The 21,582-nt window shown below is 64.0% G+C and carries 20 protein-coding genes; 10 read left to right on the top strand and 10 right to left on the bottom strand.

Annotated elements, in window-relative coordinates:
• The 3 genes from E8E75_RS07495 to E8E75_RS07505 form a co-directional block, all read right to left on the bottom strand.
• A complete protein-coding gene (locus tag E8E75_RS07495; protein WP_280358423.1) occupies positions 1-1,521 on the bottom strand; it encodes an aldehyde dehydrogenase family protein in 1,521 nt (506 codons plus the stop codon).
• A gap of 131 nt (positions 1,522-1,652) precedes the next feature.
• Positions 1,653-3,224 carry a methyl-accepting chemotaxis protein gene (locus E8E75_RS07500; protein WP_120650968.1) on the bottom strand — a complete coding sequence of 524 codons (1,572 nt, stop codon included), beginning with the start codon at positions 3,222-3,224 and terminating at the stop codon, positions 1,653-1,655.
• 210 nt (positions 3,225-3,434) lie between these two features.
• Complete coding sequence (locus E8E75_RS07505; RefSeq protein ID WP_120650967.1) at positions 3,435-5,219, bottom strand: methanol/ethanol family PQQ-dependent dehydrogenase; 1,785 nt, start codon at positions 5,217-5,219, stop codon at positions 3,435-3,437.
• A gap of 227 nt (positions 5,220-5,446) precedes the next feature.
• Between E8E75_RS07505 and E8E75_RS07510 the strand changes: the two genes are divergently transcribed.
• Positions 5,447-6,460, top strand: a complete 1,014-nt coding sequence (locus tag E8E75_RS07510) for a hypothetical protein (RefSeq protein WP_120650966.1) — start codon at positions 5,447-5,449, stop codon at positions 6,458-6,460.
• A gap of 74 nt (positions 6,461-6,534) precedes the next feature.
• Here E8E75_RS07510 and E8E75_RS07515 read toward each other — a convergent pair whose 3' ends face one another.
• The 4 genes from E8E75_RS07515 to pedF are packed head-to-tail and all read right to left on the bottom strand — an operon-like array spanning position 6,535 to position 9,564.
• Positions 6,535-7,470 carry a quinoprotein relay system zinc metallohydrolase 1 gene (locus E8E75_RS07515; RefSeq protein ID WP_280358425.1) on the bottom strand — a complete coding sequence of 312 codons (936 nt, stop codon included), beginning with the start codon at positions 7,468-7,470 and terminating at the stop codon, positions 6,535-6,537.
• 9 nt (positions 7,471-7,479) lie between these two features.
• Complete coding sequence (locus E8E75_RS07520) at positions 7,480-8,229, bottom strand: quinoprotein dehydrogenase-associated SoxYZ-like carrier (RefSeq protein ID WP_280358427.1); 750 nt, start codon at positions 8,227-8,229, stop codon at positions 7,480-7,482.
• 13 nt (positions 8,230-8,242) lie between these two features.
• Entirely contained in the window at positions 8,243-9,121 is an 879-nt protein-coding gene (locus E8E75_RS07525) for an ABC transporter substrate-binding protein (RefSeq protein ID WP_153919695.1), read from the bottom strand.
• 5 nt (positions 9,122-9,126) lie between these two features.
• The gene (pedF, locus tag E8E75_RS07530; RefSeq protein WP_280358428.1) at positions 9,127-9,564 is read right to left on the bottom strand and encodes a cytochrome c-550 PedF; all 438 of its coding nucleotides are present in this window, start codon (positions 9,562-9,564) and stop codon (positions 9,127-9,129) included.
• A gap of 713 nt (positions 9,565-10,277) precedes the next feature.
• Here pedF and exaA point away from each other — a divergent pair.
• On the top strand, positions 10,278-12,146 hold the full coding sequence (exaA, locus tag E8E75_RS07535; RefSeq protein WP_280358430.1) for a quinoprotein ethanol dehydrogenase: 1,869 nt from the start codon (positions 10,278-10,280) through the stop codon (positions 12,144-12,146).
• A gap of 58 nt (positions 12,147-12,204) precedes the next feature.
• Positions 12,205-12,852, top strand: a complete 648-nt coding sequence (locus E8E75_RS07540) for a pentapeptide repeat-containing protein (RefSeq protein ID WP_120650960.1) — start codon at positions 12,205-12,207, stop codon at positions 12,850-12,852.
• A 98-nt stretch (positions 12,853-12,950) separates the two neighbouring features.
• Here the strand turns inward: E8E75_RS07540 and E8E75_RS07545 are convergent, their stop codons facing one another.
• From E8E75_RS07545 to E8E75_RS07555, 3 genes are read right to left on the bottom strand one after another with little or no spacing between them, the layout of a single operon-like run.
• Entirely contained in the window at positions 12,951-13,583 is a 633-nt protein-coding gene (locus E8E75_RS07545) for a response regulator transcription factor (protein WP_120650959.1), read from the bottom strand.
• The gene (locus E8E75_RS07550) at positions 13,580-14,842 is read right to left on the bottom strand and encodes an ATP-binding protein (protein WP_280358432.1); all 1,263 of its coding nucleotides are present in this window, start codon (positions 14,840-14,842) and stop codon (positions 13,580-13,582) included. Before E8E75_RS07550 ends, E8E75_RS07545 begins: the two co-directional genes overlap by 4 nt.
• A 6-nt stretch (positions 14,843-14,848) precedes the next feature.
• Positions 14,849-14,983 (bottom strand): hypothetical protein, encoded by a 135-nt coding sequence (locus E8E75_RS07555; protein ID WP_256660951.1) that lies wholly within the window; start codon positions 14,981-14,983, stop codon positions 14,849-14,851.
• Positions 14,984-15,135: 152 nt separating this feature from the next.
• Here E8E75_RS07555 and E8E75_RS07560 point away from each other — a divergent pair, with 152 nt between their 5' ends.
• The 7 genes from E8E75_RS07560 (at position 15,136) to E8E75_RS07590 (ending at position 21,414) form a co-directional block, all read left to right on the top strand.
• On the top strand, positions 15,136-16,329 hold the full coding sequence (locus E8E75_RS07560; protein WP_280358434.1) for an ABC transporter substrate-binding protein: 1,194 nt from the start codon (positions 15,136-15,138) through the stop codon (positions 16,327-16,329).
• Positions 16,330-16,352: 23 nt separating this feature from the next.
• A complete protein-coding gene (locus tag E8E75_RS07565) occupies positions 16,353-17,321 on the top strand; it encodes a YVTN family beta-propeller repeat protein (RefSeq protein ID WP_280358435.1) in 969 nt (322 codons plus the stop codon).
• Positions 17,318-18,034, top strand: a complete 717-nt coding sequence (locus tag E8E75_RS07570) for an ABC transporter ATP-binding protein (RefSeq protein ID WP_280358437.1) — start codon at positions 17,318-17,320, stop codon at positions 18,032-18,034. The genes E8E75_RS07565 and E8E75_RS07570 overlap by 4 nt, the downstream gene beginning before the upstream one ends.
• A gap of 136 nt (positions 18,035-18,170) precedes the next feature.
• Positions 18,171-18,962, top strand: a complete 792-nt coding sequence (locus tag E8E75_RS07575) for an ABC transporter permease (RefSeq protein ID WP_280358450.1) — start codon at positions 18,171-18,173, stop codon at positions 18,960-18,962.
• A 305-nt stretch (positions 18,963-19,267) separates the two neighbouring features.
• Positions 19,268-19,813 (top strand): PQQ-dependent catabolism-associated CXXCW motif protein, encoded by a 546-nt coding sequence (locus tag E8E75_RS07580; protein WP_153919682.1) that lies wholly within the window; start codon positions 19,268-19,270, stop codon positions 19,811-19,813.
• 53 nt (positions 19,814-19,866) lie between these two features.
• Positions 19,867-20,529, top strand: a complete 663-nt coding sequence (locus E8E75_RS07585; protein ID WP_179058335.1) for a response regulator transcription factor — start codon at positions 19,867-19,869, stop codon at positions 20,527-20,529.
• Positions 20,530-20,556: 27 nt separating this feature from the next.
• Positions 20,557-21,414 (top strand): DMT family transporter, encoded by an 858-nt coding sequence (locus E8E75_RS07590; RefSeq protein WP_280358439.1) that lies wholly within the window; start codon positions 20,557-20,559, stop codon positions 21,412-21,414.
• The last annotated feature ends 168 nt before the right edge of the window (positions 21,415-21,582 follow it).

Consider the following 21,582-nt stretch of genomic DNA (forward strand, 5'->3'; position numbering starts at 1 on the left):
TCAGAAGAAGCCCAGCGGATTGATGTCGTAGCTCACCAGCAGGTTCTTGGTCTGCTGGTAGTGGTCGAGCATCATCTTGTGGGTTTCACGGCCAACGCCAGACTTCTTGTAGCCACCGAACGCGGCGTGTGCCGGGTACAGGTGGTAGCAGTTGGTCCACACGCGGCCAGCCTTGATGCCACGGCCCATGCGGTAGGCGCGGTTGATGTCGCGGGTCCAGAGACCGGCACCCAGGCCGAACTCGGTGTCGTTGGCGATCGCCAGGGCTTCGGCTTCGTCCTTGAAGGTGGTGACGCCCACCACCGGGCCGAAGATTTCCTCCTGGAACACACGCATCTTGTTGTGGCCTTTCAGCAGCGTCGGCTGGATGTAGTAACCGGTGGACAGGTTGCCTTCCAGTTTTTCCACCGCGCCGCCAGTGAGCACTTCCGCGCCTTCCTGCTGGGCGATGTCGAGGTAGGAGAGGATCTTCTCGAACTGCTGTTGCGAAGCCTGGGCGCCGACCATGGTGTCGGTGTCCAGCGGGTCGCCACGCTTGATGGCTTTGACCTTCTTCATCACCTCGGCCATGAACGCCGGGTAGATGGATTCCTGCACCAGGGCGCGGGACGGGCAAGTGCAGACTTCACCCTGGTTGAAGAAGGCCAGGACCAGGCCTTCGGCGGCCTTTTCGATGAAGGCCGGCTCGGCCTGCATGATGTCTTCGAAGTAGATGTTCGGGCTCTTGCCACCCAGCTCCACGGTGGAGGGGATGATGTTCTCGGCGGCGCACTTGAGGATGTGCGAACCCACCGGGGTGGAGCCGGTGAAGGCGATCTTGGCGATGCGCTTGCTGGTGGCCAGGGCCTCGCCCGCTTCCTTGCCGAAGCCTTGCACCACGTTGAGCACACCGGCTGGCAGCAGGTCGCCGATGAGCTCCATCAGCACGGTAATGCCCAGCGGTGTTTGCTCGGCGGGTTTCAGTACCACGCAGTTGCCGGCGGCCAGGGCCGGGGCCAGCTTCCAGGCGGCCATCAGCAGCGGGAAGTTCCACGGGATGATCTGGCCGACCACGCCCAGCGGTTCGTGGAAGTGGTAGGCGGCCGTGTGTTCGTTGATCTCGGCAGCGGATCCTTCCTGGGCGCGGATGCAGCCAGCGAAGTAGCGGAAGTGATCGGCGGCCAGCGGCACGTCGGCATTCAGGGTTTCACGCACGGCCTTGCCATTGTCCCAGGTTTCGGTGACGGCCAGGACTTCCAGGTTCTGCTCGATACGGTCGGCGATTTTCAGCAGGATCAGGGCGCGATCCTGGACCGAGGTGCGGCCCCAGGCATCGGCGGCGGCATGGGCGGCGTCCAGTGCTTTCTCGACGTCGGCGGCAGTGGAACGGGGGAATTCGGCAATCACCTCGCCGTTCACGGGCGAGGTGTTGGTGAAGTATTCACCACCCACCGGTGCGACGAACTCGCCGCCGATGTAGTTGCCATAGCGAGGCTTGAAGGTGATGACGGCGCCGGGAGTGCCTGGTTGTGCATAGATCATGGCGATGCTCTCTCTGGTCGGGACCCGCCCGGCCGGGCAGGTTGTGGACCGATCTTAGTCAGCCGACACCACCCCCCGGTATGCGCACATGGGACAGAGACCCTCCTCATTTGGTAGTAGATTGCGGGCGCTCAGGCCCGCGCCAGAGCCTCTCTTATCGCCGTCGGAGTTGCGGCCGCCTGTTCCGGCCTATACCCCAGGCGCAACCCACCCCAGTGCCGTTCCCGGACGATGATCGGCACCGAGAGATCGTGCATCAGTTCCCCGGTATCGCGGGTGTAGGTCTGCAGCAGCAGCGGCTGTTGGTGGCTCCCACAGCGCAGGCCGGTGCGGTCGTTGAACATGCGTTTACTGCGACTGCACGCCATGTCCTGCTCCGGATCGCCGCAAGGTGCCTGGCTGAAGGCTTTGTTGTGGGTCGGCACGTAGCCTTCCTGGGTGCAGGCGATGGCGAAGACCAGCCCCTCATGTTGCGTGAGCAGCGATTCCTGGATATCCGGCAGGACCTGGTCGGTGTAGCGGTCGAAACGCGAGCTGTACTTCTGCGGATAGGTTCCGGGCACCACCTGGAAGCGGCGGTCGAAGAGATCGTCGAGGCTGATGCGCCCTTCCTGCACGTCCCGCTCGAAGCGCGCAGCGATGGCACTGGCACCTTCGCGGGCCAGGTCGTAGATGCGCTGGTGATAGTCATCCAGTCCCACTTCCGCCAGTCGCTCGCTGATGGTCTCGGCCTGTCCCTCCAGCTGGCTGGCCGCCCCGGCCAGGCGGCGAGTCTGTTCATCACTGTCACCGAGGTCACGGCGCATCTGCCCCACTGCCTCGAACAGCCCGGCGAGCTGGTCACGGTTGGTACGGGCACCATGGGCGATCTGGTCCACCTGCCCTTCCACCGCTGCGGCCAGACCGGCGATCTTCTCCAACTGGCGGCCAGTCAGCTCGACCTGGCCGACACCGGCCTCCAGGTCGCTGGAGAGTTGCTGGATCTGCTCGACCACCAATGAGGTCTGCCGCTGGATGTCGGCCACCATCTGCCCCACTTCACCGGTAGCACTGGCCGTACGCCCGGCCAGACCACGTACCTCGTCTGCCACCACGGCGAAGCCACGACCATGCTCGCCAGCTCGTGCCGCCTCGATGGCAGCGTTCAGCGCCAGCAGGTTGGTCTGGCTGGCGATGGACTGGATGACCTGGGCCACCTGCTGGATCTCCTCGCTGCGCTGGCTGAGCGTGGCAATCAACTCGCGGCTGGCGCCGGCCCTGAGACTCAGTTGCTGCATGAGTTCGATCGCCTGCCGCAGCACTTCGCGACCCTCATCGCCGCTCTGGCGCACATCGTGGGCAGCAGCGAACGCCTGCTGGCTGAGTTCGGACGTAGCCGCCTCGGTGGAGATCATCACCTCGGCGCTGCCGACGATACGTTCGGCAGCCTGCAATTGAGACTTGAGGCGTTCGGCCAGACGATCCACCGACCAGGCCACGCCGGCGGCGGACAGCGCGTTGTGGCTGGTGCTGCGGGAAAGGTCGCGGGTCAGCCGGGAAAGGTCGGCCCCCTCCTCCACCTTTGTCGGCGCCTGGAGCTTTTGGCGGAACAGCCAGGGAAGCGGCACCAGAACCAGAATGCCCAGCCAGGGCGGCAGGCCAGCCAGGGTAACGACGCCAGCGATAGAGAGGATCAGGAAACTGTGGATCAGGCAGTTGCGCATCGCTTGTCCCTTTGTTGTTTCCGGGTATTAAGCGGCGAATTGCTATCTGGCGACATGGTTCCTTGGTCGTAGTACCAAGGGGAACAACGGCCATAACCGCATCGCGGTGCCCATGGTGCCCCCTACGGCCAGGTCCAGGTGGGTGCGCTGCGCGCACCGTTCATGTCGTCCCGGAAAGAAAAGGCCCGCCGGAGCGGGCCTTGTTGCGCATCAGCGCTTGGCTACGACATCTGCCTTGGGCAGCTTGAAGGTCCAGAGCATGCCGCCCTGGTTCAGGTCCTTGATGCGTTTGGCCACCTCGCCACCCCAGAGCGGCACCGCGCCACCCCAGCCGGACAGCACGGAGACGTACTGCTCACCGTCCATTTCCCAGGTGATGGGCGAACCGATCACGCCGGAACCGGTGTTGAACTCATAGAGCTTCTTGCCGGTCTTGGCGTCGAAGGCCATCAGGTAGCCCTCGGGGTTGCCGGTGAACACCAGGTTGCCCTTGGTCGCCAGCACACCGCCCCAGAGCGGCGCATAGTTCTTGTAGCGCCAGACTTCCTTGCCGGATTTGGGATCGATGGCACGCAGCACGCCGATGTAATCCTCGTTCAGCGGCTTGATGGTGAAACCGGCGCCCAGGTAGGCCGCGCCCTTCTTGTAGGAGATGTTCTCGTTCCACATGTCCATGCCCCACTCGTTGGACGGCACGTAGAACAGGCCGGTGTCCTGGCTGTAAGCCATGGGCATCCAGTTCTTGCCCCCCAGGAAGGACGGCGCGACGAACACCGAACTACCGTGCTTACCGTCACCGCCCGGCGCGCCGGGGCGTTTGGCGTCGTCGTAGATCGGACGGCCTTCCTTGTCCAGGCCCTTGGCCCAGGTGACGGTGTCAACGAACGGGAAGCCACGGATGAACTTGCCGTTGGTGCGATCCAGAACGTAGAAGAAGCCGTTGCGGTCGGCGGTGGCTGCCGCTTTCACGGTCGTGCCGCCATCCTTGTAGTCGAAGGACACCAGTTCGTTGACGCCGTCGAAGTCCCAGCCGTCGTGCGGCGTGGTCTGGAAGTGCCACTTGATGGAACCGTCTTCCGGATTCAGGGCGAGGCGCGAAGAGGAATACAGGTTGTCCCCCGGACGCAGGTGGGAGTTCCAGGGCGAGGGGTTGCCGGTACCGATCAGCAGGGTGTCGGTGTCCGGGTCGTAGTAGCCGCCCAGCCAGGGCGCGGCACCGCCGGTCTTCCACAGGTCGCCGGGCCAGGTCTTGCCGGGCTGGCCACCGGAGATACCGTTCTCCACCTGCTTGCCATCCTTGTAGACATAACCCATGTGGCCTTCTACGGTCGGACGGGTCCAGAGCAGCTCACCGTTCTTCGGGTTGTAGGCCTCGATCTTGCCCACCACGCCGAACTCGCCACCGGCGACGCCGGTGATCAGCTTGCCTTTCACCACCAGCGGTGCGGCAGAGATGGAGTAGCCGGCCTTGTAGTCGGCCACGGTCTTGCGCCAGACCACCTTGCCGGTGTCCTTGTTCAGTGCCACCAACTTGGCGTCGAGCGTGCCGAAGATCACCAGGTCGTCGTACAGGGCGACGCCGCGGTTGATGACGTCACAGCAGGGCATGATGCCGTCAGGCAGGCGGGCATCGTATTGCCAGAGTTTCTTGCCGGTGCGGGCGTCGACGGCGAAGACACGCGAGTAGGAACCGGTGACGTACATCACGCCATCCTTGACCAGCGGCTGGGCCTGTTGGCCACGCTGCTTCTCACCGCCGAAGGACAGTGCCCATACCGGGCGCAGTTGCTGCACGTTTTCGCTGTTGAGAGCTTCCAGGGTGCTGTAGCGCTGACCTTGCAGGCCCAGACCGTTGGTCACCACCTGATCGGTGGATTTGGCGTCATCGAGGATGTCCTTGTCGGTGACACCGGCCAACGCCAGGCTGCTGGACAGCACCAGCGCGACACCGAGCAGCGTCAGGGCAAAAGGCGGTTTGAGTGTGGCGAGCTTCATTGACGGCTACCTCTGCGGGCTTGTTGTTGTGATCCGGGAAAATTTCCCGGTCTGCCGCAAATTCTTGGTTTGCCGCGCCAGACCAACAATTGGACGCAGTGCTGATTTTCCTACTCCGTTGGTAGCAATACCGCCAATCCCCCGCATACTTCAGCTGCCGATTGTGCTGCGGCGCCTACCACTGGCAGACTGCCGCCCCTGCTTCGCACTCCAACGTCCCGGGACCTATGCAAGTCTTCAGTGATCGTCAACTGCTCCTGGCCAGCTGGGCCATCGTTCTCCTCGGCCTGCTACTGGTACTGCCTTTCCGGCTCCTGCCGTCCCTACTGTCCGGGCTGCTGGTCTATGAACTGGTAATCAGCCTCGCGCCCCGCCTGCAACCGGTGATTCCCGGCGGTCGCCGCGCCCGTTGGCTGGCGGTGGCATTGCTCGGCACGCTGGTGGTGAGTCTGTTATCGCTGTTCTTCGTGTGGATCGCCGGCGTGGTGATGCAGGAGGTGCACAACCCCGGCCAGCTGCTGGAGAAATTCATCACCCTCACCGAACAGGCACGCGCACAGCTGCCGGCGTCCGTCGAGAACTACCTGCCGGCCAGCGCCGATGACCTACGCCGCGAACTGATGGATTGGCTGCGCGCCCACGTCGGGCAGCTGCAGTTGCTGGGCAAGGGGGCGGCGCACACCTTCGTGACCATGCTGATCGGCATGATCCTCGGCGCCATCATTGCGCTGCAGCCCATCCCCAACTTCGAGACCTTGCGTCCGCTCAGCCGCGTGCTGCTGGAGCGCATGGCCCTCCTGGTCACCGCCTTCCGCAACATCGTCTTCGCGCAGATCAAGATTTCCCTGGTCAACACCACCCTCACTGGCATTTTCCTTGCGGTGGTGCTGCCGCTGATGGACATCCATATGCCACTGACCAAGGTCCTGATCCTGCTGACCTTCCTGCTCGGACTCCTGCCGGTGATCGGCAACCTGATGTCCAACACCTTGATCTTCATCGCCGGGTTCTCGGTGTCGCTCTGGGTGGCAGTCGGCGCGCTGGGTTATCTGATCGCCATCCACAAGCTTGAGTACTTCCTCAACGCCCGCATCGTCGGCGGGCAGATCAGTGCCAAGGCTTGGGAACTGCTGCTGGCGATGCTCGCGTTCGAGGCGATCTTCGGCTTGCAGGGACTGGTGGCGGCGCCGATCTACTACGCCTACCTGAAGAGCGAACTGAAGCACGCGGAGCTGGTTTAACCCTCCGCAAGTTGCGCTGCGCGCACGGAACCCCTTGCGCAAGACCTCTGGTGCGCCATGCGCACCGGCCTCCTTCATTCCGTCGCGCTATCCACCCTCGGCATCCGCGCCAGTTCGTACTTCGGGTACAGATGGCTGACCGTGCGGATCAGCTCGTAGCGGCTCAGGTTCACCGAGGCGAAACGCTGGGGAATCGGTGAGCGGATCACTTCGTTCATGTTCTCCCCCTTCCCTGCCGCCTCCTTCAGCAAGCCATCCAGCCAGCCCAGATAGTCACGCATCTGTTCGAATGGCGCCTTGTCATGGCTGACGGGCCCGTGGCCGGGCACCAAGGTTTTCCAGGGTAGCGACTGCAGTGTGGCGATATCCGCAAGCCAGGCATCCAGCCCTGGACTATTGGGTGTGGTCAGGGCGCGCTGGTAGAACACCAGGTCGCCGGCGAACAGCACGCCGGTGCGTTCATCCAGCACGGCGAGGTCGGCGCCGGTGTGACCACGCAAGGCCAGCAATCTCAGCCTGTGGCCGCCGACTTCACGCACACTGGGTTCCAGCGTTTCAGTCGGCAGGACAACTTCAGTGCCGCGCATCCAGTCGCCGACCAGGCGGTACATGTTCTCCGCCATCGCGTTGCCCTGCTCGTCCAGCAGCTTGCGGGTACCGGCCAGCGCGGCGATGGGGACATCCGTGAATGCCTGGTTGCCCAGCACATGATCCGGGTGATGATGGGTCAGGAGCACCAGGGCCACGGGCTGGTCCGTTACCTGTGTGATCACGCGGCGCATGGCCTCGCCATAGGCCCTCGATGGCCCGGTGTCGATCACCACGACGCCCGCATCGGTAACGATGAAGCCGGTGTTGACGATGTTGCCGCCGTTGGCCTTGTCGAAGTTGCCGGTGCTGCCTTCCAGCAGCCAGGTGTCCTCGGCGATCTGCCTGGGACTGAGGGCATAGTCCTGGCCAGCCTGGGCGGTGCAGACGATGCAGGCCAGCAGAAAAACGATCAAGCGCATGATCTCTCCCTAGAAGCTGGCCTCGAACTCGTTGCCATTGTTGTCCCGCAGCCACAGCCGTGCTTGCTCATCCTCCTGCACTTCCAGGCTGATGGTCGGGTTCTCGCTGACCGCCGGAAACAGTTCCAGGTTGGCCAGCACCTTGCCCCTGACGTCACGCAATTCGACCTGGTTGATGAAGAACTCGGGGATGCCGCCGACCAGGCCGTTGTCCATCGGGTGGTCGATGCGCATGCGCAGGCGACTGCTGTCGCCAAGGAGGAAGCGGCCAGCGTGGACCTGGCCGAGCCGATCCTCCCAGCCGGCCTGGGCACGCACTACGCTGGGTGCCGTGCAGCCGCCACCCGCCGCGTCGACATGGGTGGAGCCGATGTGCCAGAGGCCGTCACGGGTGAGTACGGCGGCGCGGATGGGCGTGGCCTGCTGGACGCGGATGCGAATGGCCAGCGCAGGTTCCACCCGCCCACCGGGCTGGAATACGAATATCTGCGGAATCGGATTGAGTTCGGCCCAGGCCATGATTTTCACCACCTGTCCGGCAAAGGCACGTGCGTCGACCTGGATCGGTACCTGGCGCGAGTCCTCGGCGAAGGGTGGCGCTTCAAGCACCACCTTCGGGTCGTGAACGAATGGTTGGCCACCCAGGAGGCGCTGGTGGAAGTAGTCCCACATGACCGACTCTACCGGATCCTGACCAGCCCCCCAGAGTGGCGCGCTGGTCCCGAGCAACCCCAACAACAGCAACGAACGCCTGTGCATCCCGCACCTCCGGCTATTGAACGTCCTGATAGAACCCCGGTAGCTCGTAATGCAGGCCGTATGAGGCATAGAGCTTGTCCATGCGACCGTCGCGCACCATGCCATCGAGGGTTTCCTCCAGGGCATTGGCCAGTTGGCGATTGCTTTCGTGAACCGCCATGCCGATGTCCCATTCGGGTTGGCCGAGGTTGGGATAGGTATTGTCGGCATTGCGGATCTGCGGGTCGTGGGCCTCGTGCTGCAGCCAGTCCAGCTCCCCACGCAGAGCCATCACGGCATCCACCTCGCCCTTGCGCATTCCTTCGAAGGCCGCAGCCGTTCCCGGGAAGTGATGGGTGTTGCGCGCCAGACGCCCGGCGAACACCGAGGTGAGATAGAAGGACGGCACGCTTTCCAACTCGACGCCGATGGGATGGAACTGGAACACGCCGATAGTTGGCACTTCCGGCAGTCGACGACTGTCATAGGCAACCTGCCAGCGCTCACGCTGATAGGGGCCGAACATTACTACCTGCTCGTTGGCCAGCTCGCCCACATCGTTGCGCTTTTGCGAGTAATCGCGGTCGTAGGGCACTCGCAGCATCACATCGGCGAGCACACCTGGACGCATGTAGTGCCCCTTCCAGACAAAATTGCGCAGGTCATCGTCGAGCCTTTCTCCCGGGGTGACCCAGAGCAGTTCCAGCTTCAGTCCAAGCCCCTCCGCAAGGGCATTGGCAAGGTCGATATCAACCCCGCGCGCCTGGTCGCCATCCTTGAAGCTGTAGGGCGCGAAGTTCTCGTAGACGGCCACCCGCAGCACACCCGAGTCGACAATGTCGTCATAGGGGCGTACCTGTGCCTGCACCAGGGGCAAGCACAGCAGCCAGCACAACAGAACCAGCAGGCGCATGGCGATTACTCGTCCACGTGCACGCTTTCCAGGTAGGTGCGGATGGCCCAGAGGGCTTCCTGGCTGAGGAAGTCGGCCATCTTCGGCATGTACACCGCGCCGTCGCGCACGGCGCCGTTGATCACCCGCTCCTTGAACCACTCATCGCCGCTGGCGTCGGTTTCCAGGTAGCGCAGGTCGGGGGCGATGCCGCCGGACTTGGCTTCCAGGCCGTGGCAGCGGGCGCAGTTCTGGTTGTAGGCAGACGAACCGATCTCAACGGCCAGGTGGTGATTGGCATAAGGCGCGCGATAGGGGTTTTCTTCGCGCCATTCCTTGCCCAGTTCCTCCAGACCTTGGGTGTTGACTGCCTGGGGCACCACGTCGCCATGGGCCAGTACGATTCCGCTGAGGGTAAAGCCGGCCAGGAGTGCGAGGCCGCGCAGTGCGCTGTTCTTGTTCATCACGTACATCCTCATTAGCTGTGCAAGGCGGCGCCCCGGTGGGAGCGCTGTGAGGAAATGGTAAGAAGCCCCTTGCAAGCTCCCCATCCTGCTTTGGTGGCCTGGCACTCCTCCCTTGGTAGTAGTGCGAGCGGAGGCCGGTGAAGAAATTTCCACGCAAAGGTCGATAACGCAGGCGCCAGCGAGCTGGCGAACCACAAAAAGCGATTCGCCAGCTCGCTGGTACTTATGCGATTGGAAAGCAGGTCGGCCTTTCAGTTGGCCCGGGAGCAAGAGGTCGAGATGGAGGGGGTCAGGTCCAGCGAATGAGGGATGTGCCGGGAGGGGACGCTTGCGGCCCTGGCCAGCTCGAATTCGAGCAGGCAGCAGACGACCAGGAGCGGTAAAAGAAGATGTTTGATAGCAGCCATGACGGAATCCTCTTGTCGGTTCCCCTGCGAGTCAGACTAGGGCCATGAGCCCCGCGCGGCCTTACTACCTTGGTAGCGCCGGACCACTACCTTGTGTGGTCGCAGGCGCCCTGCCCCTTTGTCGCAATGCCTTGGCAGGTATCGGCAGCGGCTTTGGCAGCAGTGCCAAATCATGGCCGCAGCGGGAAGTTTTCCCGGCAAGCGCGGGAGCTTTTCCGTATCAAGGTGACGACGCGAATCCCACCATTCGAGACGCCGGGCCAGCAGATGGCCCCGTATCCATCGACTATGGGAATCGCAACCATGACAACAAGATCGCTACCCTTACCTGCCAGCCCGCTTTCGACCGCCATCCGCTGCCTCTTGCTGGTGGGAGGCCTGGCCGCTGCCGGCGGCGCCCTCGCCAAGACCGTCACCTGGGACGACATCGCCAACGACCACCAGACCACCAGCGACGTGTTGCAGTACGGCCTGGGCACCAACGCCCAACGCTGGAGCCCTCTGGCCCAGGTGAACGCAGACAACGTGTTCAAGCTGGCGCCCGCCTGGTCCTTCTCCTTCGGCGACGAGAAGCAACGCGGCCAGGAATCCCAGGCGATCATCAGTGACGGGGTGATCTACGTCACGGCCTCCTATTCCCGCGTCTTCGCCCTCGACGCCAAGACCGGCCACCGCCTGTGGACCTACAACCACCGCCTGCCCGACGACATTCGTCCCTGCTGCGACGTGGTCAACCGTGGCGCCGCCATCTACGGCGACAAGATCTTCTTCGGCACCCTGGATGCCCGCGTGGTCGCACTCGACAAGAAGACCGGCAAGGTGGTCTGGAACAAGAAGTTCGGCGAGCACGGGGCCGGCTACACCATGACCGGTGCGCCGACGATCGTGAAAGACCAGAAGAGCGGACGCGTGCTGCTGATCCACGGCAGCTCAGGCGACGAGTTCGGCGTGGTCGGCCAACTCTACGCACGCGATCCGGACAGCGGCGAAGAGGTGTGGATGCGTCCTTTCGTCGAAGGCCACATGGGGCGCTTGAACGGCAAGGACAGCACCCCCACCGGTGACATCAAGGCACCGTCCTGGCCGGACGACAAGAATCATCCCTCCGGCAAGAAGGAAGCCTGGAGCCATGGCGGCGGCGCTCCCTGGCAGAGCGCGAGCTTCGATCCGCAGACCAACACCATCATCGTTGGTGCCGGCAACCCGGCGCCCTGGAACGGCTGGGCACGCACCGCCGACGGCGGCGCCCCGAAGGACTTCGACAGCCTCTACACCTCCGGCCAGGTCGGCGTGGACCCGAGCACCGGCGAAGTGAAATGGTTCTACCAGCACACGCCCAACGATGCCTGGGACTTCTCCGGCAACAACGAACTGGTGCTGTTCGACTACAAGGGCAAGGACGGAAAAACCGTCAAGGCCACCGCCCACGCCGACCGCAATGGCTTCTTCTATGTGGTCGACCGCAGCAACGGCAAGCTGCAGAACGCCTTCCCCTTCGTCGACAACATCACCTGGGCCAGCCACATCGACCTGAAAACCGGCCGTCCGGTGGAGAACCCCGGCCAGCGCCCGCCATTGCCGGAGCCCGGCCAGAAGCACGGCAAGGCGGTGGAAGTCTCGCCCCCTTTCCTGGGTGGCAAGAACTGGAACCCCATGGCCTACAGCCAGGACACCGGCCTGTTCTACGTACCGGCCAACCACTGGAAGGAGGACTACTGGACCGAAGAGGTCGCCTACAAGAAAGGCTCGGCGTATCTCGGCCAGGGTTTCCGCATCAAGCGCATGTATGACGACCATGTCGGCATCCTGCGTGCGATGAACCCCTCCACCGGCAAGATCGTGTGGGAGCACAAGGAGCGCTTGCCGCTCTGGGCCGGCGTGCTGGCCACCAAGGGCAACCTGGTGTTCACCGGCACTGGCGACGGTTTCCTCAAGGCCTTCGACGCCAAGAACGGCAATGAGCTGTGGAAGTTCCAGACCGGCAGCGGCATCGTTTCCCCGCCCATCACCTGGGAACAGGACGGCGAGCAGTACATCGGTGTGACCGTGGGCTACGGCGGTGCGGTTCCGCTTTGGGGTGGCGACATGGCCGACCTGACCAAGCCCGTGGCCCAGGGCGGCTCCTTCTGGGTGTTCAAGCTGCCGAGCTGGGACAAGACCGCACAACGCTGAGTGACGGACCGGGGCCATGGGCCCCGGTTTCCTTTCCCGACCTGAACGGAAAACTGCCATGAACAACCTGCACCTGTTCCTCCCTCTTGCCCTGCTGGTCACCGGCAGCGTCGCGTTGGCCGACGACGGCGACCTGGTCATCAACGGCTGCCGCATCGTCCCGGAAAGCCGCTGCCCGGGGGCCGACCTGCGCGGCGCCAACCTGTCCAACCAGGACATGAGCAAGATGGACCTGTCAGGCGCCAACCTTGAGGGCGCCGACCTGCGCCACGTCCGGCTGGACCTGGCCAACCTGGAAAAAGCCCACCTGGCTGGCGCCAATCTGACCCGCGCCAGCCTGCAACAGACCAACCTGCGCCTGGCCGACCTTTCGGGCAGTCGCATGGTGGCCGTCCAGGGCTGGGGCATGTTCGCCCAGGCCGCCGAATTCAGGGGTGCCGACCTTTCCGCCGCCTATCTGGAATTCGCCCGTTTCTCCGGAGCGAAGATGCATCAGGTGAGACTCCAGGCCGCCGACCTGGAAATGGCCTGGCTGAGCAAGGCCGATCTCAAGGGCGCCGACCTGCGCGACGCCAATCTGCAGGAAGCCAAGATAGGCGAAGCCAACCTGGAAAATGCAGATCTCACCGGTGCACGCAGGCACTACGCGACGTTCCAGGCCACCAACATGGAAGGCTGCAAGGGTTGCCCGAGCGGCTGGGACTGAGCATCGGTGCGCATGGCCCACCCTACTAGGGCGTCGTTGAGCCGCGGGTGCGCCATGCGCACCCTACTCCGACATACCGAATGGGACGCGCTGTTGCGCTAAACCGTCGCCACCCGCAACACCCCGGTGTCGATCGCCAGGTGCACCAGCTCTGCCTGGGACTCCACCTGCAACTTGCTCTTCAACAGGGTCAGGTAGTTGGAAACAGTCTTGCCACTGATGCACAGGCGCTCGGCGATCTCGCGGGCCGGAACGCCACGGGCGAGCATGACGAAAATCTCGAATTCGCGTTGGGTGATGCCACGCAGGCGTGGGTCGTCGGTTTGCTGGCAGGCCAGTTGAGTCGCCAGCGGTTGCTCGATGTAGGGATACCCCGCGACGATGCGGCGCACGGCTTCCAGCAACACTTCCGGCGGCGAGCTCTTGGTGATGTAACCCGCCGCGCCAGTGTCCAGCGCCTGACGCACCAGGGGCAGCTCGTCATGCATGCTGAAGAACAGCACGCGCAACTGCGGCAGGCGCTGACGCAGGCGGCGGGTGGTCTCCAGGCCGCTGATACCAGGCAGGCCGACATCGATGATGACCAGGTTGGGAATTTCCTCCTGCACTTTCTGCAACGCGTCTTCACCACTGCCCGCTTCGCTGACGCTCACTTCCGGCAATAACGCGCAGAGCAACGCCGCATAGCCCTGGCGCACCACCGCGTGGTCGTCCACCAGCAGGATTTTCATGGTCCTGACTCCTCCAGAGGAATGTTGAGGCACAGCACCAGGCCGGCGCCGGGGCGCGTCAATAGCCTGAGTTCACCGCCCAGGCAACGAGCCCGCTCGCGCATCGAGCGCAAGCCGATACCGCCGCCGCCGAGGCTCTCGGCACCACGACCGTCATCCCGCACGACCAGACGCAGGCGCCGCTGTCCGGTACGCAGGCGGATTCGCACTTCGCTGGCACCGGCATGTCGCACGACGTTGGTCAGGGCCTCCTGCAACAGGCGATAGAGATGGGCCTTGGCTTCACCCGAGAGTGCCGGCAGGTCGTCGGCCAGCTGCATGCGGCAGGAAATGCCGTGGGCCTCTTGCCATTGCTGGCCAAGCAATCGAATCGCCTCGGCCAGTTCCAGGCGCTCCAGCACCACGGGATAAAGATCGCGCACCAGGGCGCGGAAGCCATCCTGCAGATGCTGGCAGTTGTTCTCCAGGGCCTGCGCGGTGCGATTAACCACCGGCAACTGCCCCGTGACGCTACGCAGCAGGAAGAGCTGCGCACGGATACCCGCGAGGTACTGACCGAGGTCGTCGTGCAATGCCTGGGCGAGCTGGCGGCGTTCGCGCTCCTGCAGTGCCAGCAGCGCCTGGGTGAGTTCAGCGTTCTCCACCTTGACCCGTTCCAGGCAGGCTGCCATCTGGTTGAAGTGGCCGGCCAACCGCTGGGATTCGGCTGAAGAATGCGCGGGAAGGCGTGCTTGCAGGTCCCCACGGGATACTTGCTGCAGTGCACCAAGCAGCTCATCCAGCACCCGCAGGCCACGTCGCACCGCCCAGCGGATGGCCCACAGGCTCAAGCAAAGCGCGATGGCGAACAGCACCAGCAGTTGCTGCAGGGAGTCGCGAATCTCGTCCACTTCGTCACGCGGGTCGACACTGATCCGCACGCGGCTGCCATCCACCAGGCTCAGGACATCGCCGCTGGCTTCAGCCGCCGGATACAGCCAATGGGCCAGCCAGCGCTGCAGTGGCCCGGGCGCGGGTTCGGCGGACGGCTGGTCAAGGCGATGCACGCGCACGTGGCGCAGATTGCCGGTGAGGTGCGGCTGGAGCGCGGCGGGATCGCGCCGGGCGGAGTCACGCAGGTATTCCACCACGGCCTCGGCCGCCATCAGTTCACGGCGTACGTCCTGCCCGGCCTGGCGCAGCAACAGCGCCAGGCAGGCCCCCCCCACCAGCACGAAGAACAGAGTGACCAGCAGGTTGATGCGCCAGAGCGCGGACATCGCGGCTCACTCATCCAACCAGATGACCGGCAACACCGGTGCGCCGCCCTGGTAATGGAAATCGGAGGACCCTTCGCGGTCGAAACCGAGCAGGCTGAGGATCAGTAGCAACGGCAACAGCAGGTGCTTGAGGATGCGCATGGACGGCTTCCTTCAGGTTTTTGTGTGGCCATCCTAGGGCCTAATCGCCGGCCGATTTCTACTACCTTGGTACCGCACGACCGGTACTTTCTTCATATTTCCCAGGCTCCGTCTCGTTCCTATGCTGGCTCCACGTTCAAAGGAGCCATGAAATGCGTCAGTACCTGCTCCACGGCCTGACCTACTTGCTGGCACTGTCCAGCGCCGCCCTTCTCGCCACCGAAGTCCGCGCCGACGAAGGTCTGGAGGTTCGCATCGGCTACCTGGCCTGGACACCGGATCGCGGCCCCTTGCTGTCCAACGTGATACCCGAACCGGAAGACACCGGGCTGCGCGGAGCCGAACTGGCGATAACCGACAGCAACAGCACCGGTCGCTTCCTCGAACAGCGCTACTCACTGAGCACTGTGCGCACGGCTACCCCCAATGAGTTGTTGGCCAAGGCTCACGAACTGCACGAGCAGGGTCTGCGGCTGTTCGTGGTCAACGCCCCGGCGGAGCAGCTGCTGCAACTGGCTGACGCCTTCCCCGATAGCCTGCTGTTCAACGCAGGTAGCGCCAGTGACGAACTGCGGGGCGAACAGTGTCGCGCCAATCTGCTGCACAGCCTGCCCAACCGCGCGATGCTGGCCGACGCCCTGGCCCAGTTCCTCGCCAGCCGCCGCTGGCAGCGCTGGCTGCTGGTGACCGGCCAGGCACCGGACGACCTCGCCTACGCCGCCGCCATCCGCCGCGCCGCTGGGCGTTTCGGCGCGAAAATAGTCGAAGAGAAACCCTGGACCTTCGATAACGACCAGCGCCGCAGCGCCCAGGCGGAGATGCCGCTTTTCACCCAGACCAGCGAATACGATGTGGTACTGGTGGCAGACGAGCGCGGCGATTTCGGCGAGTACCTGCCCTACAACACCTGGTATCCGCGCCCGGTGGCCGGCACTCAGGGGCTGACGCCCACCGGTTGGCACAAGACAGTGGAAACCTACGGCGCCGCACAGTTGCAGAAGCGTTTTGAAGCGCTGGCCGGGCGCTGGATGAACGACCGCGATTTCGCTGCCTGGATCGCCGTGCGAAGCATCGCCAGCGCCGTGACCCGCCTGAAGAGCGCCGACGCTCAAGGCATCCGCACCCTGGCACTGTCCGCCGACCTGCCGCTGGACGGCTTCAAGGGCCGCAAGCTGAGCTACCGCGACTGGGACGGCCAGTTGCGCCAGCCCATTCCCCTGGTGCATCCCCGCTCCCTGGTCAGCACCTCGCCCCAGGAGGGTTTCCTGCACCCGGTAAGCGAGCTGGACAGCCTCGGCTTCGACCGTCCCGAAAGCACCTGCCGCCAGTTCGCCGCAGCGCACTGACCACAACAAGAAGGAAACTCGCCATGCCCGCTCCCCTTGCCGCTGCCATAGGCTCAGCACTACTGCTGCTCGCCGGCCAGGCCCTGGCCGCCACCGCCTACGTTTCCAACGAAAAGGACAACAACATCAGCGTGATCGACCTGGACAGCCTCGAGGTCATCGGGAGCCTGGCGGTCGGCAAGCGTCCCCGAGGGCTGCTGCTGTCCGGCGACAACAAGCTGCTGTACATCTGCGCCAGCGATTCCGACACGGTGCAGGTGATGGACCTGGCCACCCGCCAGATCATCAAGGAGCTTCCCTCCGGTGCCGACCCTGAGCAGTTCGCCCTGCACCCCAATGACCGCTGGCTGTACATCTCCAACGAAGACGACGCCCTGGTCACCGTGGTCGACACCCAGAGCGACCAGGTACTGGCGCAGATCGACGTGGGCGTAGAGCCCGAAGGCATGGCGGTAAGCCCGGATGGCAAATGGGCGATCAACACCAGCGAAACCACCAATATGCTGCACTGGATCGACACATCCACCCAGAAGCTGATCGACAACACCCTGGTGGACCAGCGTCCGCGCCATGTGGAATTCAGCCATGACGGCAAGCAACTCTGGGCCTCGGCCGAGATCGGCGGCACGGTCACGGTGGTGGACGTCGCCAGCCGCAAGGTGCAGAAGGTGCTCAAGTTCCAGATCAAGGGCGTGCATCCGGACAAGGTGCAGCCGGTAGGGGTGAAGCTGACCCGCGACGGCAAGTACGCCTTCGTTGCGCTGGGGCCGGCCAACCACATCGCGGTGGTCGATACCAGCACCTATGAAATCCTCGACTACCTGCTGGTGGGGCGCCGTGTCTGGCACCTGGCGTTCACTCCGGACGAGAAGCGCCTGCTGGCCACCAACGGCATCAGCGGCGACGTCTCGGTGATCGATGTCGACAGCCTCAAGGTGACCAGGTCGATCAAGGTCGGCCGTTACCCCTGGGGCGTGGTGGTGACACCGTGAACGCGCTTGATCTGGTCGACGTGTCCTTTGCCTACGGCCCGCGCCGAGCCCTGGACAGTGTCGGGTTCCATCTGGAATCGGGCAGCTTCACCGCCCTGCTCGGTCCCAATGGCGCGGGCAAATCCACCCTGGTCGCACTGCTCACTCGACTCTACGACCTGCGCCAGGGTGAGATTCGCGTCTGCGGCCACTCGCTGCGGCAGGAGCCGCGCAAAGCCCTTGCACGACTCGGGGTGGTGTTCCAGCAGAGCACGCTGGACTTGGACCTCAGCGTTGAACAAAACCTGCGTTACCACGCCGCCCTGCACGGCTTGCCCGGCAAGCTGGCCACGGAGCGTATCGAGCGGGAGCTGGAACGCCAGCAGTTGGGACCGCGTCGGCACGACAGTGTGCGCCTGCTCAATGGAGGTCACCGGCGGCGAGTGGAGATCGCCCGTGCGCTGCTCCACGAGCCTCGCCTGTTGCTTCTCGACGAAGCCAGCGCCGGCCTCGACCCGGCCAGCCGCGACGGGCTCAACAAGCATGTTCGCCAGCTTTGTCGGGAACAGGGCGTCGCCGTGCTCTGGACCACCCATCTGCTGGACGAAATCCAGCCCGATGATCGTCTGCTCCTGCTCAATCAAGGGCGGATCGTAGCCAATGACAACGCGGCCAGCCTGAGCGCCGGACACGAAGGCGGCCTGGCCGCGACGTACGAGCGGTTGACGGCATGAGGCCCCTGTCGGACCTGCTCGGTGCGCACGGCGTACCCTACGCGAAGCACTTGGCCGTAGAACCCGCGCGGAAACCTCGGTGCGCGCAGCGCACCCTACGCCAGAAGCCCGCCACCATTACGGAGCCCTTCCCATGCTGACCGCCTACTGGAATTGCCTGCGCGGAATCCTGCTGCGCGAGTGGCTGCGCTTCGTGCTGCAGCGCACCCGTTTCCTCAGCGCCCTGGTGCGCCCACTGCTGTGGCTCCTGGTGTTCGCTGCCGGTTTTCGCGCCGCCCTGGGCATCGCCATCATCGAGCCCTACGACACCTACATCACCTATGAATCCTACATAGTTCCGGGGCTGGCGTGCATGATCCTGCTGTTCAACGGCATGCAGGGTTCGCTGTCGATGGTCTACGACCGCGAGATGGGCAGCATGCGTCTGCTGCTCACCAGCCCCCTGCCCCGTCCCTTCCTCCTGGCGTCACGCTTGCTGGCCACTTCGCTGGTCTCGCTGCTGCAGGTCTACGCGTTCCTCGCCATCGCCTGGCTCTACGGTGTACAACCGCCGGCCTTCGGCCTGCTCGCGGCGCTGCCGGCGCTGCTGCTGGCGGCGTTGCTGCTCAGCGCGCTGGGGCTGCTGCTCTCCAACGGCATTCGCCAGCTGGAGAACTTCGCCGGCGTGATGAACTTCGTGATCTTCCCGCTGTTCTTCCTGTCTTCGGCGCTCTATCCGCTTTGGAAGATGCGCGAGGCCAGCGAATGGCTGTACTGGCTCTGCGCACTCAACCCCTTCAGCCACGCAGTCGAGATGGTGCGTTTCGCCCTCTACGAGCGCTTCAACACATTGGCGGTCGCCATCTGCCTGACCCTGACGCTGGTCTTCGCCGTGGCCGCGCTGCTGAGCTTCAACCCCCAGCATGCAGCCCTGCGCAAGGCCGGCTAGCTGCGCTGCCAGGGAGCACTGTAACGCTCGGGAAACACTGGAGTTTTCGTTGTGCCCCGGCGGAATGAAATGCACGCACTTAGTCATAAAGAAACTGAGAAAGCGCAAGATGCGCCGGTAGCGCTGCTGTCGACGAAGGCCAACCTTTCCACACCGACCTTCCAGTGAGCAGCCTGCCCCTGCCGGATTGGGCGCCGGCCGGGGCGATCTACTACTTTGGTACCGGTTGTCCCCTCTCAACGTCGAATTCCCAAAGCAGCAGCACTGGCCTGTAATGGCTACACAAAAAGAACAGAGCGTCCGCCATGAAGCGCCTACTCACCTGCATTGCCTGCGTTGCCCTTGCGCTACCCGCGCTTGCCAGTGAAGCCGCCGACACTCCGCTGTTCTCCGCGGACGGCTACCGCCTGACCCGCTACCGCAGCCCGACACCAGCCAACGTTGAATCCGCCCGTACCCTGGATACCGCCCAGCTTGAGGCTCAGTTGAAGGCGCAGCCCGATACCCTGCTGGTGGACGTTTACCGCCGCCAGTGGCTGCAAGGGCGCTTCATCGAAGACGAACCCCATGCCAACCTGCCTGGCAGCCTCTGGCTGGCCAACACTGGTGATGGCGAACTCAGTGCCGAATGGCTGGGCTACTTCAGCCGCCATCTGCGACTAGCCAGCCATGGCCGCAGCAACCGCCCACTGGTGTTCTACTGCCGTTCCGACTGCTGGCTGAGCTGGAACGCCGTGAAACGCGCTGCCGCGCTGGGCTACACCAACCTCTACTGGTACCGTGATGGCATCGATGCCTGGGAACAGGCCGGGCTGCCCCTGCAGCCCGCCCGTCCCGTTCCATTCCCCTGACCCGGCAGGGTTGGGCATGCCGCACCATAATGAAAAAAACGAGGTGAAAGGCCGTGTACAAAATTCTGATTGCCGATGACCACCCGCTCTTCCGCGAAGCCATCCATAACGTCATCAGCGACGGTTTTCCGGAAAGCGAAGTGATGGAGACCGCCGACCTGGACAGCGCGCTGGCGCTGACCCAGGAGCACGACGACCTGGATCTGATTCTCCTCGACCTGAACATGCCGGGCATGCACGGCCTGAACGGGCTGATCAACCTGCGTAACGAGGCACCGACCGTGCCGGTGGTGATCGTCTCCGCCGAGCAGGACAAGCAGGTGGTGCTGCAGGCCATCACCTATGGCGCGGTGGGCTTCATCACCAAGTCGTCGCCCCGCGCGCAGATGACCGACGCCATCGAGCAGATCCTCAACGGTAACGTCTACCTGCCTTCGGACATCATTCGCACGCAGAAGGCGTCTCCCCGCCGTCACCATGACGAAGCCAGCATTCCGCCCGAACTGCTGCAAGCCCTGACTCGCAAGCAGTTGCTGGTGCTGGAGCGGATGACCAAGGGCGAGTCGAACAAGCAGATCGCCTACAACCTGGACATCGCCGAGACCACCGTGAAGGCCCACGTTTCGGCGATCCTGCGCAAGCTCAACGTGCACAACCGGGTACAGGCCATTCTCTCGGCCAGCGATATCGATTTCACCGCCTATCTGCGCCGTTGAACACCGGGTACTTCCCTAAGGACAGCCATGCCCGCTCCCCGCACGCTTTTGCTCACGGCACTGGCCATGCTGGCCTTTGCCGGAAATTCCCTGCTCTGCCGCCTCGCCCTCAAGCACACTGCCATCGATGCGGTGAGTTTCACCGCCATCCGTATCGCCGCCGGTGCCCTGATGCTCTGGCTGTTGCTGCGCCTGCGCTGCCAGCCCCTGGCGGCGACCGGCAATTGGCGCGCAGCGGCGGCGTTGTTCGTCTATGCCGCTGCCTTCTCTTACGCCTACTTGCAACTGGACGCCGGTGCCGGCGCGCTGTTGTTGTTCGGCGCCGTGCAACTGTGCATGGTGGTCTTTGGCCTCCTGCGCGGTGAGCGGCTGAACCCGCAACAGGCCCTGGGCTTCACCCTGGCCACGGGAGGGTTGGTGGTCCTGCTGCTGCCCGGCGCCAGCGCGCCCCCGCTTTTGGGCGGCCTGCTGATGCTGCTCGCCGGCTTTGCCTGGGGCGCCTACACGCTGCTCGGCCGCCAGGCTGGCCTGCCCCTGGCCGCTACGGCCGGCAATTTCATTCGCGCCCTGCCCTTTGCCGGATTACTCCTGCTGCCCTTCATCGACCAACTGAAACTGGACCTGCCAGGTTTCAGCTACGCCCTGCTTTCCGGCGCGCTGACGTCCGGCATCGGCTACGCCATCTGGTACAGCGCCCTCCCGGGCCTGGGCGCCCTTCAGGCCGCCAGCGTGCAACTCAGCGTTCCCGTCCTCGCCGCCCTGGGCGGCGCAGTGCTGCTTGGCGAACACATCAGCCTGCGTTTGGCGCTGGTTTCAGTCGCCGTGCTTGGCGGCATCGCCCTGGTGCTGCGGGCGAAATTCCAGCCAGTTCCACAGCGAGCTTGAGGTGCACCGTTCCTGTGGGGGCGAATTCATTCGCTGAGCAGGTCGCAGACCTGCCGTAGGTTGGCGCTGAGCGAAGCGAAGCCCAACAGCGAACCTGACCGGTGGCTTTGAGTTTCGCTTCGCTCAAGTTGAACTCCGCCCGCGACAACCCACAACCGCGTCAATACA

The organism is Pseudomonas sp. BN606, assembly GCF_029873115.1.
Classification (GTDB): Bacteria; Pseudomonadota; Gammaproteobacteria; order Pseudomonadales; family Pseudomonadaceae; genus Metapseudomonas.

Excerpts from the sequence above, each read along its gene's own strand:
- E8E75_RS07495 (WP_280358423.1), bottom strand. The coding sequence starts at position 1,521 with ATGATCTATGCACAACCAGGCACTCCCGGCGCCGTCATCACCTTCAAG.
- E8E75_RS07500 (WP_120650968.1), bottom strand. The coding sequence starts at position 3,224 with ATGCGCAACTGCCTGATCCACAGTTTCCTGATCCTCTCTATCGCTGGC.
- E8E75_RS07505 (WP_120650967.1), bottom strand. The coding sequence starts at position 5,219 with ATGAAGCTCGCCACACTCAAACCGCCTTTTGCCCTGACGCTGCTCGGT.
- E8E75_RS07510 (WP_120650966.1), top strand. The coding sequence starts at position 5,447 with ATGCAAGTCTTCAGTGATCGTCAACTGCTCCTGGCCAGCTGGGCCATC.
- E8E75_RS07515 (WP_280358425.1), bottom strand. The coding sequence starts at position 7,470 with ATGCGCTTGATCGTTTTTCTGCTGGCCTGCATCGTCTGCACCGCCCAG.
- E8E75_RS07520 (WP_280358427.1), bottom strand. The coding sequence starts at position 8,229 with ATGCACAGGCGTTCGTTGCTGTTGTTGGGGTTGCTCGGGACCAGCGCG.
- E8E75_RS07525 (WP_153919695.1), bottom strand. The coding sequence starts at position 9,121 with ATGCGCCTGCTGGTTCTGTTGTGCTGGCTGCTGTGCTTGCCCCTGGTG.
- pedF (WP_280358428.1), bottom strand. The coding sequence starts at position 9,564 with ATGAACAAGAACAGCGCACTGCGCGGCCTCGCACTCCTGGCCGGCTTT.
- exaA (WP_280358430.1), top strand. The coding sequence starts at position 10,278 with ATGACAACAAGATCGCTACCCTTACCTGCCAGCCCGCTTTCGACCGCC.
- E8E75_RS07540 (WP_120650960.1), top strand. The coding sequence starts at position 12,205 with ATGAACAACCTGCACCTGTTCCTCCCTCTTGCCCTGCTGGTCACCGGC.
- E8E75_RS07545 (WP_120650959.1), bottom strand. The coding sequence starts at position 13,583 with ATGAAAATCCTGCTGGTGGACGACCACGCGGTGGTGCGCCAGGGCTAT.
- E8E75_RS07550 (WP_280358432.1), bottom strand. The coding sequence starts at position 14,842 with ATGTCCGCGCTCTGGCGCATCAACCTGCTGGTCACTCTGTTCTTCGTG.
- E8E75_RS07555 (WP_256660951.1), bottom strand. The coding sequence starts at position 14,983 with ATGCGCATCCTCAAGCACCTGCTGTTGCCGTTGCTACTGATCCTCAGC.
- E8E75_RS07560 (WP_280358434.1), top strand. The coding sequence starts at position 15,136 with ATGCGTCAGTACCTGCTCCACGGCCTGACCTACTTGCTGGCACTGTCC.
- E8E75_RS07565 (WP_280358435.1), top strand. The coding sequence starts at position 16,353 with ATGCCCGCTCCCCTTGCCGCTGCCATAGGCTCAGCACTACTGCTGCTC.
- E8E75_RS07580 (WP_153919682.1), top strand. The coding sequence starts at position 19,268 with ATGAAGCGCCTACTCACCTGCATTGCCTGCGTTGCCCTTGCGCTACCC.
- E8E75_RS07590 (WP_280358439.1), top strand. The coding sequence starts at position 20,557 with ATGCCCGCTCCCCGCACGCTTTTGCTCACGGCACTGGCCATGCTGGCC.